The organism is Rhodopseudomonas sp. BR0M22, assembly GCF_010907035.1.
Lineage (GTDB): Bacteria > Pseudomonadota > Alphaproteobacteria > Rhizobiales > Xanthobacteraceae > Rhodopseudomonas.
The window spans coordinates 68,502-80,788 of record NZ_QUMK01000018.1 but is presented as its reverse complement, the minus strand read 5'-3'; the positions used below and the strand labels follow the sequence as shown (position 1 = coordinate 80,788).

12 protein-coding genes are annotated in these 12,287 nt (G+C 64.2%); 5 read left to right on the top strand and 7 right to left on the bottom strand.

Annotation, left to right across the window (positions count from 1 at the left end; translation table 11 throughout):
- Nucleotides 1-268: 268 nt before the first annotated feature.
- The 4 genes from DY468_RS08160 to DY468_RS08145 form a co-directional block, all read right to left on the bottom strand.
- Nucleotides 269-1,102 carry a M48 family metallopeptidase gene (locus DY468_RS08160; protein WP_164604093.1) on the bottom strand — a complete coding sequence of 278 codons (834 nt, stop codon included), beginning with the start codon at nt 1,100-1,102 and terminating at the stop codon, nt 269-271.
- Nucleotides 1,103-1,358: 256 nt separating this feature from the next.
- The gene (locus DY468_RS08155; RefSeq protein ID WP_164604091.1) at nt 1,359-2,687 is read right to left on the bottom strand and encodes a polyhydroxyalkanoate depolymerase; all 1,329 of its coding nucleotides are present in this window, start codon (nt 2,685-2,687) and stop codon (nt 1,359-1,361) included.
- A 138-nt stretch (nt 2,688-2,825) separates the two neighbouring features.
- Nucleotides 2,826-3,656 carry an ABC transporter permease gene (locus DY468_RS08150; protein ID WP_164604089.1) on the bottom strand — a complete coding sequence of 277 codons (831 nt, stop codon included), beginning with the start codon at nt 3,654-3,656 and terminating at the stop codon, nt 2,826-2,828.
- Nucleotides 3,653-4,447, bottom strand: coding sequence for an ABC transporter ATP-binding protein (locus tag DY468_RS08145; protein WP_164604087.1), 795 nt, complete (start codon nt 4,445-4,447; stop codon nt 3,653-3,655). The genes DY468_RS08150 and DY468_RS08145 overlap by 4 nt, the downstream gene beginning before the upstream one ends.
- A gap of 109 nt (nt 4,448-4,556) precedes the next feature.
- On the opposite strand from DY468_RS08145, the gene DY468_RS08140 reads away from it, so the two are divergent.
- Nucleotides 4,557-5,879 carry an ActS/PrrB/RegB family redox-sensitive histidine kinase gene (locus DY468_RS08140; RefSeq protein ID WP_164604085.1) on the top strand — a complete coding sequence of 441 codons (1,323 nt, stop codon included), beginning with the start codon at nt 4,557-4,559 and terminating at the stop codon, nt 5,877-5,879.
- Between the two features lie 92 nt (nt 5,880-5,971).
- Complete coding sequence (locus DY468_RS08135) at nt 5,972-6,526, top strand: ActR/PrrA/RegA family redox response regulator transcription factor (RefSeq protein WP_164604078.1); 555 nt, start codon at nt 5,972-5,974, stop codon at nt 6,524-6,526.
- A gap of 138 nt (nt 6,527-6,664) precedes the next feature.
- Here the strand turns inward: DY468_RS08135 and DY468_RS08130 are convergent, their stop codons facing one another.
- Nucleotides 6,665-7,144: an MmcB family DNA repair protein gene (locus DY468_RS08130; RefSeq protein ID WP_164604070.1), complete on the bottom strand. Its 480-nt coding sequence runs from the start codon at nt 7,142-7,144 to the stop codon at nt 6,665-6,667.
- Nucleotides 7,145-7,258: 114 nt separating this feature from the next.
- Between DY468_RS08130 and DY468_RS08125 the strand changes: the two genes are divergently transcribed.
- The 3 genes from DY468_RS08125 to DY468_RS08115 all read left to right on the top strand — a co-directional run bounded on the left by DY468_RS08125 (nt 7,259) and on the right by DY468_RS08115 (nt 10,379).
- Nucleotides 7,259-8,377, top strand: coding sequence for a vWA domain-containing protein (locus DY468_RS08125; RefSeq protein WP_164604068.1), 1,119 nt, complete (start codon nt 7,259-7,261; stop codon nt 8,375-8,377).
- A 90-nt stretch (nt 8,378-8,467) separates the two neighbouring features.
- Nucleotides 8,468-9,133: an MBL fold metallo-hydrolase gene (locus DY468_RS08120; RefSeq protein WP_164604066.1), complete on the top strand. Its 666-nt coding sequence runs from the start codon at nt 8,468-8,470 to the stop codon at nt 9,131-9,133.
- A 268-nt stretch (nt 9,134-9,401) separates the two neighbouring features.
- Complete coding sequence (locus DY468_RS08115; protein WP_164604064.1) at nt 9,402-10,379, top strand: AraC family transcriptional regulator; 978 nt, start codon at nt 9,402-9,404, stop codon at nt 10,377-10,379.
- Nucleotides 10,380-10,461: 82 nt separating this feature from the next.
- Here the strand turns inward: DY468_RS08115 and DY468_RS08110 are convergent, their stop codons facing one another.
- Both DY468_RS08110 and DY468_RS08105 read right to left on the bottom strand, forming a co-directional pair.
- A complete protein-coding gene (locus tag DY468_RS08110) occupies nt 10,462-10,881 on the bottom strand; it encodes a DUF1236 domain-containing protein (RefSeq protein ID WP_164604062.1) in 420 nt (139 codons plus the stop codon).
- Nucleotides 10,882-11,000: 119 nt separating this feature from the next.
- Nucleotides 11,001-12,197, bottom strand: a complete 1,197-nt coding sequence (locus tag DY468_RS08105) for an extracellular catalytic domain type 1 short-chain-length polyhydroxyalkanoate depolymerase (RefSeq protein WP_164604101.1) — start codon at nt 12,195-12,197, stop codon at nt 11,001-11,003.
- Nucleotides 12,198-12,287 lie beyond the last annotated feature (90 nt).

The following is a 12,287-nucleotide window of genomic DNA, read 5'->3' as shown; positions in this document are numbered from 1 at the left end:
ATTTTGAGATATACCGCCCGCATGCAGGCGATAAATCTCAACGCGCTCCTCGAGGCTGAGCTGGCCATAACACTGTCCCATCGCAACACCACTGTAGCAGGTGTTGCACTTGCATCGTGAACCCAAGGAGGATCCAGTATCCCAGAGGGGTGAGGTCGCTCGTGCGCCGCAACGAGCGCTCTTCGATACTGGATCGCCCGCCTGCGCGGGCGATGACGATTAAGCTGACGGCCGCGCGGACCGTTCAGTCGGCCGATGCAAGCCCCGGTCAGTCCGAGATGCCGTAGCGGTGCAGATCGTTGCCGCAGGTGTCGAGCCAGGTCTTGGCGCGTTCCATCTGCGGACACACCTTGCCGACGACCCGCCAGAACCGCGCCGAGTGGTTCATCTCGACCAGATGCGCGACTTCGTGGGCGGCCAGATAGTCCAGCACATAGGACGGCGCCAGGATCAGCCGCCACGAGAACGACAGCGAGCCCGCCGAAGTGCACGAACCCCAACGGCTCGACTGATCGCGGATCGACAGCCGCGTGACCTTGACGCCAAGCTCGGGCGCATAGCGATCGCAGGCCTTCTGCAGATCGCGCCGCGCTTCGCGCTTGAGGAAATCGAGCACCCGGCGCTCGATGTGTTCGGTCTCGCCGGCGACGCACAGGATCTTCTCGCCGGACTCCCGCACCTCGGTCCACACCGTGCCGCGACCGGCCCGATGCACGATCTTGTGGTCATGGCCGCGCAGCGGCACCAAGGTCCCCGGCAGAAACGGCGCCGCCTTCGGCAGCCGGCCGAGGCGCGCCGCGATCCACGCGCCGTGACGCTGCGCGAACTCCTTGGCATCGGCGAGCGTGCCGCGCGGCGGCATGGTCAGAATCGCTTCGCGGTCGCTCGGATGAATCCGCAAGGTGTAGCGCCGCGCTCGGCGGTGGCGGCGGATGCGGACGGCGAAGAACTGCGAGCCGTGCCGAACAGGGATCGTCGACGGCTCGGTGGGCCGTCGATAGAGAAGTGCGCGTGCCATGTCTGCAGGTCCAGGAAACAGAAGGTCCCCTGGAATCTGCCATAACCGCCTCCATTGGAAGCGCTCGGCGCAAAAACAAATCATTTGCCCAATATACAGGGCAAACCGAATGTCGCACCCCTAAGTGATGGGGCTTGGAACTCGAAATTTTCGCGAATTTCGATTCAAAACGATGCCCTGAGAGGTGACTCACTACTCACTACTTGCCGAACCCGTGAATCTGGATTCCCACAGGCGGCATGAACAAACAAGAAATCGGCTTACGCTTGATTTCTCAGCGCAAACTCATCACAGGCCACCGCATCATCCACAGCAGATGCTGATCGACGACGCGTACTAATCACTCCGCCGCACGCGCCGGCACGTCGCTGGCCGCGGAGGCATGGAAATCACAGATCCTCGGCACGATCTCCGAGCGGAAACGCGAGCCGTTGAACACGCCGTAATGACCGACGCCCTTCTGCACGTAGTGAACGCGCCGATTGTCCGGGATCGACGTACACAGATCATGCGTCGCCTCGGTCTGGCCGAGACCGGAGATATCGTCGTTCTCGCCTTCCACCGTCATCAGCGCAACGCGCGTGATCTTCGACGGCTCGACCAGCTTGCCGCGATGCATCATCTCGCCCTTCGGCAGCGCATGCTTAACGAACACCAGGTCCACGGTCTGCAGATAGAACTCCGCAGTCAGATCCATCACCGCCAGATACTCGTCGTAGAACTCGCGATGCTTGTCGGCGAGATCGCCGTCGCCCTGAACCAGATGGTTGAACAGGTTGCGATGGGCATCGACGTGACGATCGAGGTTCATGCTGATGAAGCCGTTGAGCTGCAGGAACCCGGGATAGACGTCGCGCATGAAGCCGGGATGCGGGAACGGCACCTTGGTGATGACGTGGCTGCGGAACCAGTCGATCCCCTTCTCGGCGGCGAGATTGTTGACCGCGGTGGGACTGCGGCGGGTGTCGATCGGGCCGCCCATCAACGTCATCGACAGCGGCACGAAGGGATCGCCATTGGCTTCCATCACCGACACCGCGGTCAGCACCGGCACCGACGGCTGGCACACCGCCATGACGTGGACATTGCCGCCCAGCGTCTGCAGCATTTCGATGACGTAGTCGACATAGTCGTCGAGATCGAACCGGCCGGCCGTGACGGGCACCATCCGCGCGTCGGACCAATCGGTGATGTAGACCTCATGGGTCGGCAGGAACGCCTCGACCGTGCCGCGCAGCAGGGTCGCATAGTGACCGGACATCGGCGCCACGATCAGCAGCCGGGGCTGCGGATGACGCAGCGGCCGCTCCAGCTTGCGCTCGAAATACAGCAGCCGGCAGAACGGCTTTTCCCAGACATTGTGGATTTCGACGGGAACCCGCATACCGTTCACTTCGGTGTCGTCGAGCCCCCATTCCGGCTTGCCGTAGCGCCGGGTGGTGCGCTCGAACACTTCGCAAGCGGCGGCAATCGACTTGCCGAACTCGGTGTGACTCCACGGATTGAGCGGATTCTTGAACGCGAGCTTGGTCGCGTCCGACATCGCCCGCGCCGGATTGAGCGAGGCGTGCGCCATCTCGTAGAACCAGTACATCGGCGTGGTCAGCGCCGGACTGACTTCCGCAGGCATATCAGGCGGGCGACCAAATTCACCAATGACGACCGGCATCGTGTTGTGTCCCTCGTAACCCCGTGCAGCGCAACATAGTGGCGGCTGGGTTATGGCGCGTCAATCACAAGATCGAAATATGCGCTTTGCCGCGCAAAATGTAAGCACGGACGGTCCACAGGCCTGTCCGGAATCCACCTACTCGCCGCTCTGGATCAGCGATCCATGGCGCCGGGCGCTGTTCAGCATCGCCAGAAAACTGATGAACGCGGCCACGAACAGCAGCACATTGATGCCGAGCGCCCACAGCATCAGGTCGCCGCGAAACTGGTGATCGATCAGCAGCGCGCGCATGCCTTCGAACACGTAGGTCGGCGGCAGCAGCCAGGCGACGAATTGCAGCCAGTGCGGCAGCACCGAAACCGGATAGTAAACGCAGGCGAGCGGCATCACCCCGAACATCAGGCTCCAGACGATACTCTCGGCGCCGAGGCCATGGCGGAGCACCAGCCCGGACACGAAGATGCCGAGCGCCCACGAGGTGAAGATCAGATTGCAGAAGAACGCGCCGAGCGGCAGCCCGAACCCGAACAGATTGAAGTCGAACACCACCATCGCCAGCAGCACCATCGGCAATACGCCGATCGTGAGCCGGATCAGACTCATGATCATCAGCGCGATCAGGAACTCGATCGGCTTCAGCGGACTCATCATCAGGTTGCCGAGATTGCGCGCCCACATCTCTTCGAGAAACGAGATCGAAAATCCGAGCTGGCCGCGAAACAGAATGTCCCACAGGATCACGGCGCCGATCAGCGTGCCGCCGGCGCGGGCGAAGAAGCCCGCGTTCTGCGCCACGTAGCTCTGCAGGAAACCCCAGGTAATCACCTGCAGCACCGGCCAATACACCAGCTCGAACAGCCGCGGCCAGGACGAGAGCAGCAAGTACCAGTAGCGCATCACCATGGCGCTGATCCGGTGCCAGGCGATGCCGCGACCGAATTCGAGGCCTTCGATCAAACTCCTCATGATTCAGCATCCCGTGCCCGGCCGCGGGCGACGTCGAGGAAAACTTCCTCGAGCGTCGCGCGGTTGTAGCGGGCCATGATCGCCGACGGCGTATCGTCGTCTTCGATCCGGCCGCGCTTCATGATCACGACCCTATCGCACATCCGCTCGACCTCGAGCATGTTGTGCGAGGCGAGCAGGATGCTGGCGCCGCGCTGCTTGCGGTAACGTTCGAGATGAGACCTGATCCAGTCGGCGGTGTCGGGATCGAGCGACGCGGTCGGCTCGTCGAGGAGCAGCAATTCGGGCCGGTTGATCAGGGCTTTGGCCAGCGCCACGCGGGTCTTCTGCCCGGCCGACAGCTTGCCCGAAGCGCGGTCGAGAAACTCGGTCAGGTCGAAATCGGCGGCCAGCTCGGCGATCCGGCCGGCCAGATCCGGCACCGCATACAATTTCCCGAACACCGTCAGGTTCTGCCGCACCGTCAGCCGCGACGGCATATCGACATAGGGGCTTTCGAAATTGATCCGACCGAGCACGTCGGCGCGCTGCTCCGGCATCGCGCAGCCGAGGACCCGAATCCGGCCCGCGCTCGGCAGCACCAGCCCCATGATCATCGCGATCGTGGTGGTCTTGCCGGCGCCATTACCGCCGAGCAGCCCGGTGACCCCGCCGCGCGGCACCGTAAAGGAGATGTCATCGACCGCGCGGGTGGCCTTGTAGACCTTGGACAGATGCGCGACCTCGATCGCGGCGGCCGTGGCCGTTGGTAATGCCGGCACTTCCGGCTCACTGTGTCTGTCGATTGCCATGACGCCGCCTGTTTGACGACTGCAACGCCCGAGCGCAAGCCGCCGGCCGGGCAATCCGCCGCGGAGAGCCTCAATTGTGATCCACACCGGCGGGCGCTACTGTCCGGCCATGTCCGATGACCTGATCTCCGCCGACTTCCGCAACCCTCGCCGCCACGTCCGACTCGACACGATCCTGCGGCTGCGCTGGCTGGCTGCGCTCGGTCAGCTTGCCGCGATCTTCGTGGTCGCGGAGGGACTGGAATTCGATTTCGCGGTGATGCCCTGCATCGTGATCATCGCGCTGTCCGGGCTGGTCAATCTTGCGCTTCAGATCGCCTTCAATCCGATGCAGCGGATGGAGCCGATCTATGCGGCGCTGCTACTCGCGCTCAACATCTCGGAACTCGCCGGACTGCTGTACTTCACCGGCGGCCTGCAGAACCCGTTCGCATTCCTGTTCCTCGGGCCGGTGCTGATCAGCGCCACCGCGCTGCCGACCCGCATGACGATTTCGCTCGGCATCTTCGCCGCCGGCTGCGCCGCCTTTCTCGGCTACAGCCATTTGCCGCTGCCCTGGGCCGGTGACGAACCGGTGGCGTTGCCGCAGATCTATCTGGTCGGCGTCTGGCTCTCGATCCTGCTCGCGATCGGGGTGACCAGCCTCTACACCTTCCAGGTCACCGAGGAGGCCCGCAAGCTCGCCGACGCCCTGTCGGCCGCCGAGCTGGTGCTGGAGCGGGAACAGCATCTGACCCAGCTCGACGGCCTCGCCGCCGCCGCCGCCCACGAGCTCGGCACGCCGTTGTCGACGATCTTCCTGATTTCGCGCGAGTTGGAGAAGAGCGCCCCGCCGGAGATGGCCTCCGATCTGCGGACGCTGCGCGAGCAGGCCAAGCGCTGCCGCGAAATCCTCGGCAAGATCGCGCAACTGTCGTCCGCGGGGGCCCCGTTCGACCGCATGCCGCTATCGACGCTGATCGAGGAGGCGGTGGCGCCGCACCGGGACTTCGGCATCGCGATCAAGATCCGGCTGGCGCAATCGGGCGAAGCCGAGCCGGTGGTGATGCGCAATCCCGCGATCCTCTACGGCATCGGCAATATTCTGGAAAACGCCGTCGACTTCGCCCGCACCGCGGTCGAGGTCAATGCCTGGTGGAATGCCGAGGCGGTGCAGATCGTGATCTCGGACGACGGCCCGGGCATCAAGCCCGACGTGCTGCGGCGGATCGGCGAGCCGTATCTGTCGCGCCGCCGCAGCTCCGACGACCCCAACCGCGAACGGTCCGGGCTCGGCCTCGGGGTGTTCATCGCCCGGACCTTGCTCGAACGGACCGGCGCGAAGGTCGAGTTTCGCAACAAGACCTTCCCCGACCACGGCGCCATCGTTCAACTGAGCTGGCCCAGGGACCGCTTCGAGACCACTGAAAACAGGGAAGAACCAATCACTTAGCCGCCCCCGCGCGCTCCGGTCGCAGGCTCCCGCCCTTGGCAGCGCGCTACCGCACCCCCATATCCTGATGCACTCGACGAGGAGCCACGCCCGTGAACGCCATTCCCGAACTGAACGACCACACCGATCGCTCGCTGCTGATCGTGGAGGACGACAAGCCGTTTCTCGACCGGCTGTCACGGGCGATGGAAACACGCGGCTTCGCCGTGACGGCCTGTGACAGCGTCTCCAGCGGTCTGGCCCAGATCGGCAAGGCGGCGCCGGCCTTCGCGGTGGTCGACCTGCGGCTCGGCGACGGCAACGGCCTCGACGTGGTCTCGGCCTTGAAGCGCGAACGCCCGGATTGCCGCGCCATCGTCCTCACCGGCTACGGCAACATCGCCACGGCGGTCACCGCGGTGAAGATGGGCGCGGTGGACTATCTGTCGAAGCCGGCGGACGCCGACGACGTCGTCGCGGCGCTGCTCTCGACCGACACCGAGAAATCCGAACCGCCGCCGAATCCGATGTCGGCGGACCGCGTCCGCTGGGAACACATCCAGCGGATCTACGAGATGTGCAACCGCAATGTCTCGGAAACCGCGCGGCGCCTCAACATGCACCGCCGCACCCTGCAGCGCATCCTCGCCAAGCGCGCGCCGCGGTAAGCACAGCCCTCCGTTCCGATTATCAGCGCGGTCATTCCGGGGCGCGAACGAAGGTCGCGAACCCGGAATCTGACGCGCAAATCATCCGTCGAGATTCCGGATTCGCGCTTCGCGCGCTCCGGAATGACGAAGGACGAACTACCCTTCTCCAAATCCCTGCGGGTCGCTGAGCCGGCCGAGGCGTTGCGCGGCAGCCAGCGCGAAGCGCAGCATCATCGCCTTGCGGGTCGCAGCCGGCAGCTTGTGCTCCGGCGCCTCGCAATGCAGATGGGCGCCGTAACCATCGGCCACGATCAGCCCGGTCTCGGCCGGGAAAATCTCGCACGGCAAATCCTGGGTGAAGGCGAAGAACAGCCGGTCGCAATGCGCCCGGTAGTCGGGCCATTTGTGATCGGCCCGCAGATCCTCCACCGACGATTTGATCTCCACAATCCAGATGTCGCCGCGCTCGTTCAGCGCCACCAGATCGGCACGACGCCCGGACGGCAGCGGCAGTTCGCTGACGCAGGCAAAGCCCAGCGAACGCAGCAGCCGCTGCGTCCCGCGCGCGACATTCAGCGCAGTCTCCGACTGCCGCATGTCCCGCGGCAGAATCATTTGAACGGGCTTCGATTCCATCGCGTCCAAGTCTAGCCGAACTCGGAGCGGGTGCCCAAGCAGCACTGCGGTTCCGCAATCGGCCGCAGCAGAAACCCCAGTGCGGGCTTGGCGGGGGCGCCGGAGACCACCACGATGAAACGCATCACTTTCAAAAGCGCGCTGGCCGTCGCCGCGTTGGCGCTTCCGCTCTCCTTTGCCACAATGGCGCAAGCACGCCCGGCGGTGGAAGTCGCCTTCGTGCTCGATACCACCGGCTCGATGAGCGGGCTGATCGAAGCCGCCAAACGCAAGATCTGGTCGATTGCCACCGCGATCCTCGACGACAATCCGGACGCCGAAATCCGGATGGGGCTCGTCGCCTATCGCGACATCGGCGACGACTATGTGGTCCGCAGCGTCGATCTCACCACCGATATCCAGGATCTCTACGGCCAGCTCCTGCAACTGCAGGCGCACGGCGGCGGTGATTGGCCGGAGAGCGTCAACGAGGCGCTCGATACCGCGATCAACAAGCTGCATTGGCGGCAGGGCAGCGACACCCGCCGCATCGTCTTCCTGGTCGGCGATGCGCCGCCCCACATGGACTACGCCCAGGACACCAAATACCCCGAGACCCTGGCGGTAGCTCGCCAGAAGGACATCATCGTCAACGCGGTGCAGGCCGGGGGCGCCCGTGACACCGCGCGGGTGTGGCACGAGATCGCCGATGGCGGGCGCGGGCGCTACATCCCGATCCCGCAGGACGGTGGCCAGCTGGTGGTGATCGAGACGCCCTATGACGACGATATCATCATCCTGCAAAAGCAGATCAACGGCACCGTGATCCCTTACGGCCCCGCCCCGCTGCAGCGGCGCACCGAAGAGAAAGCCGGGCAGCTCGCCAAGGTCGCGGCGGCGGCGCCGGCCGCGGCATCCGACATGGCCAGCTACATCAACAAGCGCGCGCGCAGCTCGTCCGAAGCGGTCACCGGCGGCGGCGATCTGGTCAGCGACGTGCTGGCCGGACGGCAGAAGCTCGATCAGATCAAGGACGCGGACCTGCCGCCTGACCTGCGCGCCCTCCCCGCCGAGCAACGCGCCGCCAAGCTCGACGCCCAGATGACGGCCCGCAAAGCGCTCAACGACAAGCTCGCGGCGCTGGTGAAACAACGCGACGCCTACCTGCTGGCGCAGCGCGACAAGCAGCCAAAGCCCGCGTCGTCGTTCGACCGCGAGGTCGAGGCGACCTTGAAGGCGCAACTGAAGCGGTAGCGAAGCGCCTCTTTCGCGTCCTGGCGTTCCAGCCTCGGAGATGGTGAGTCGATCTTTGACTCACTGTCTCGGACACGGCATTGTCGAACCATGACCGAGACTCAGACCAAGGCCAAGGCTGGCGCCGCGATCATTCCCGTGACGCCGTTCCAGCAGAACTGCACGTTGCTCTGGTGCGATGCCACCCGCAAGGCGGTTGTGGTCGACCCTGGCGGCGACGTGCCGGAAATCCTGGCCGCGATCGAAAACACCAAGGTGTCGGTCGAAGCGATCTGGCTGACCCATGGCCATATCGACCATGTCGGCGGCGCAGCCGATCTGCGGGATGCCCTCAAGGTCAAGATCATCGGGCCGCATCGCGACGACCAGTTCCTGCTCGACAACGTCGTCAACTCCGGCCGCAGCTTTGGTATCGGCGGCGTCCGAGACGTCACCCCCGACCGCTGGCTCGACGACGGCGACACCGTTCAGGTCGGCGAGTTGAGCTTCCAGATTTTGCACTGCCCGGGCCATTCGCCCGGCAGCGTCGTGTTCTTCAGCGATGCGATGCGGTTCGCACTGGTCGGAGACGTGCTGTTTGCAGGCTCGGTCGGCCGCACCGACCTGCCCGGCGGCAGCCACGCCACCCTGATCCAATCGATCACCCAGAAGCTGCTACCTCTCGGCGACGATATCGGCTTCATCTGCGGGCACGGCCCCGGCTCCAGCTTTGGACAGGAGCGGCTGACCAACCCGTTCCTGACCGGCGAAGCCTGATCTCCGGCCCAGCAAACCTTAATCCGTCTCCGTCTCTGACTTCGATTTCGGCGGTCGCCCGACCGGACCGTTCGCATACGCAACTATGACGGCGAACGGGACAACCGGGCCGTGCGCGGCGGTGTCCTGATCATTGCCTTGAACCAATTGCGGCCCGTTAGGTCCAATTATCCGCAAATACCTGGGAATTCTACGAGTGACATCCGGGTCCCTCGTTCTGTTACCAGGGTCGGCCGTGGACGCTGTGGGACCGGAGGCGTTATCAGAGATGACTGTCGAGCTTCTGAACGAACCGCTCGCGCGCTACCCGGCATTCGACACCACTGATCCGGAAGAACTTCGGCGGGGACTCGACGCGGTGTACGGCGCCCGGCTGGTCGAGGTCGCAGCGACGGCAGACTTCCAGGCGCGCAGCAACTTCGTCCAGCTCGACGACATCGCTCTCGGTTACGGCGTCGGCATCGGCGCGATCACGGTCGATTTCCCGGAACGCGAATGCGCGCGGCTCCAGATCGCTCTGGCCGGCCAGTTCGTCACACGAAGCGGCGGCTCGACCACGGCCATCAACGCCCGGCAGTCGGGCACGATCTCGCCCGGAAAGAGTGCGCGGACCGAATACGGCCCAACCTACAAATTCAGCGTTCTCCGCGTGAGCAGCAATGCGCTCGAGCGCAAGTTGACGTCGTTGCTCGGCTGCAAACCGAAAGCAGCCCTGGAATTCGAGCCGGCTGCCAACAACGAAGCCCCACAGGTCGTCAATCTGCGCCGGCTGCTCTGCTTCCTCACTAATCAGCTCAATTGCAGTCCGCTCCCCAATGTGGTGCTGGCGGAGCTGCAAGAGGCGATTACCTTGCTGTTCCTGTCCGCCTTTCGGCACAATTACAGCCGCCAACTCGAACGCGAGGCCAACGGCGTGGCGCCCAAGCATGTCCGGCAGGTCGAGGAATATATCGAAGCCAACTGGATGCGGCCGCTGACCATCGAGAAGCTGACGGCGCTGACCGGCATCAGTTCGCGCGGCATCTTCAAGGCCTTTCAGCGCAGCCGCGGCTACTCGCCGATGGCCTTCGCCAAGCGGGTACGGCTGCAGCACGCGCACGAACTGCTGGCGGACGGAGCTGCGCCCACCACCGTGACGGCCGCGGCGCTATCCTGCGGTTTCTCCAATCTCGGACATTTCGCTCGCGACTATCGCGACTTGTTCGGCGAGAAGCCGTCCGAGACGCTGCAGCGCTCCCGGCCTTGAGATCATAGGACATCGGGCCACGTCGGCTCGACGCGGCCCGATGCCCCGATTTTATCGTGTCACGATCGATCCGGCTGGGCCGTTATTCAATGATCTCGACCACCTTGTGGGTGCGCGGATCGACCAGCACGGTGCGATCGTTCACCACGGTATAGCGATATTCGCTGGCGCGGCCGAAGCGATCCGGCACCTCGTAATAAGTCACGCCGTCGGCCGGCAGCACGACACCGACGCGAACCTCGTCGCGATAGCGGAACGACGGATGCCGCTGTTCGACGACGTAGTGGCGGAACTGCGGACGGTCGTCGACGCCGAGGATGCCGGCAACGCCGCCGACGACGCCACCGATCGTGCCACCGACCACCGCGCCGACCGGACCTGCAGCGCGCTCACCATCGCGCGCACCGCGCTCAATACCACCCGGAACGCCTTGAGCATTGGCGACGGCAGGCGCGGCGAGGGCAAGCACGACGATGGCGGTTCCAGCAAGGCGATTGATCATTGTCAGACTCCCGTTCGTTGAAAGGTGGTCTAACAAAGCGGAATTCAGCTATCGGTTCCGTACCAAGATGTACCAAACGGTGCTGACAATTAGTGCAGCTTGGTGGCGGAACCGAATGGCTACTTCATCAATCCTGCAGCCGTCAGGGCGCGCGTAATCACAGCACCGACATCGAGGCCGCGCCTGCCGTGATGAGCCCCCGCGGAAGATTCGCCCTCACTGCTGATCTGCGGCTTCTTGCGGCGACTGGTAGGCTCGAGATCGCCGGCAGCATCGTGAGACGCATCGACACTCCGCCGCGGCGCGGCCGTCTTGGCGGACGATCGTGACTTGTGAACCCGGCCGGTAAGACCGAAGAACTGGGCGATGTGATAGGAGGAAGAAATCCCGACATCGAGCAGATAGGCACCGGCGACGCCGTAGCGCTCTTCGCCCGCGCCCGTACCGAGCGGCGTGCCGTGATCCATTCCGGTGATGGAATAGGATTCCACCACCGTTTCTCCGCTCGAATTCCGCCAGGCACGGTGCGGATAACCGTCGACCTTATTCTGGACTGCCGCCGTATCGGGTAGTCGATGCAGATCCAGCCATTGCCTTACTAACGCATCGGCATTGCCCGGATCGACGGTGCGATCGGCATCGCCGTGCCACACCGCCAGCTTCGGCCACGGTCCGTTGTGAGACGTCGCACCGCGAACCAGATCGCCAAGCTCAGAACTGGTGCGTTCCGAGGCATGACGCATTTCCTTGAGAGCCTGACGCACATTGAGCGCCACGCCATAAGGCAGGCCGGCAATGACAGCGCCGCCGGCGAACACGTCCGGATAGGTGGCGAGCAGCGCCGTCGCCATGGCGCCGCCGGCCGACAGGCCGGTGGCAAAGATCCGCGCGCGGTCGATCTTATGGCTGCGCGTCATATGCTCGACCATCTGGCGGATCGAGCCGACCTCGCCGCTGTCGCGCCGGATATCTTCCGGCGAGAACCAGTTGAAGCAGGTATTGGGGTTGTTGGAGCGGGTCTGCTCAGGCAGCAGCAACGCGAAACCATAGCGCTGCGCCAACGTGCACCATCCGGCGCCGATCTCGTAACCGGCCGCATTCTGAGTACAACCGTGCAACACGACCACCAGGGGGAGCTTTTGCGTGATCCCTTCCGGCACGAACGAGAACATCCGCAGGCCGCCGGGATTGGGACCGAAAGCGGTGGTCTCTGTCAGGCGGCTGTCGCTCGCCGTTTCGCCTCCCCACCCGAAACCACTGGCGGATTGCATTTTTCGGAGCTGCCCGAGAAAGTCGATTTGATCTTTGAGTGACACGGTCGCTCCTAGTTTGGGCCCCTGCCCTGGGTCGGCATATAATTGCTGCATCGCAATATGGTAGATCTGGGACCGTCGGCCCCTGCCATG

Coding starts and splice junctions, on each gene's coding strand:
- DY468_RS08150 (WP_164604089.1), bottom strand. CDS start 3,656: ATGAGGAGTTTGATCGAAGGCCTCGAATTCGGTCGCGGCATCGCCTGG.
- DY468_RS08130 (WP_164604070.1), bottom strand. CDS start 7,144: ATGGAATCGAAGCCCGTTCAAATGATTCTGCCGCGGGACATGCGGCAG.
- DY468_RS08120 (WP_164604066.1), top strand. CDS start 8,468: ATGACCGAGACTCAGACCAAGGCCAAGGCTGGCGCCGCGATCATTCCC.
- DY468_RS08145 (WP_164604087.1), bottom strand. CDS start 4,447: ATGGCAATCGACAGACACAGTGAGCCGGAAGTGCCGGCATTACCAACG.
- DY468_RS08155 (WP_164604091.1), bottom strand. CDS start 2,687: ATGCCGGTCGTCATTGGTGAATTTGGTCGCCCGCCTGATATGCCTGCG.
- DY468_RS08125 (WP_164604068.1), top strand. CDS start 7,259: ATGAAACGCATCACTTTCAAAAGCGCGCTGGCCGTCGCCGCGTTGGCG.
- DY468_RS08110 (WP_164604062.1), bottom strand. CDS start 10,881: ATGATCAATCGCCTTGCTGGAACCGCCATCGTCGTGCTTGCCCTCGCC.
- DY468_RS08115 (WP_164604064.1), top strand. CDS start 9,402: ATGACTGTCGAGCTTCTGAACGAACCGCTCGCGCGCTACCCGGCATTC.
- DY468_RS08140 (WP_164604085.1), top strand. CDS start 4,557: ATGTCCGATGACCTGATCTCCGCCGACTTCCGCAACCCTCGCCGCCAC.
- DY468_RS08160 (WP_164604093.1), bottom strand. CDS start 1,102: ATGATTTGTTTTTGCGCCGAGCGCTTCCAATGGAGGCGGTTATGGCAG.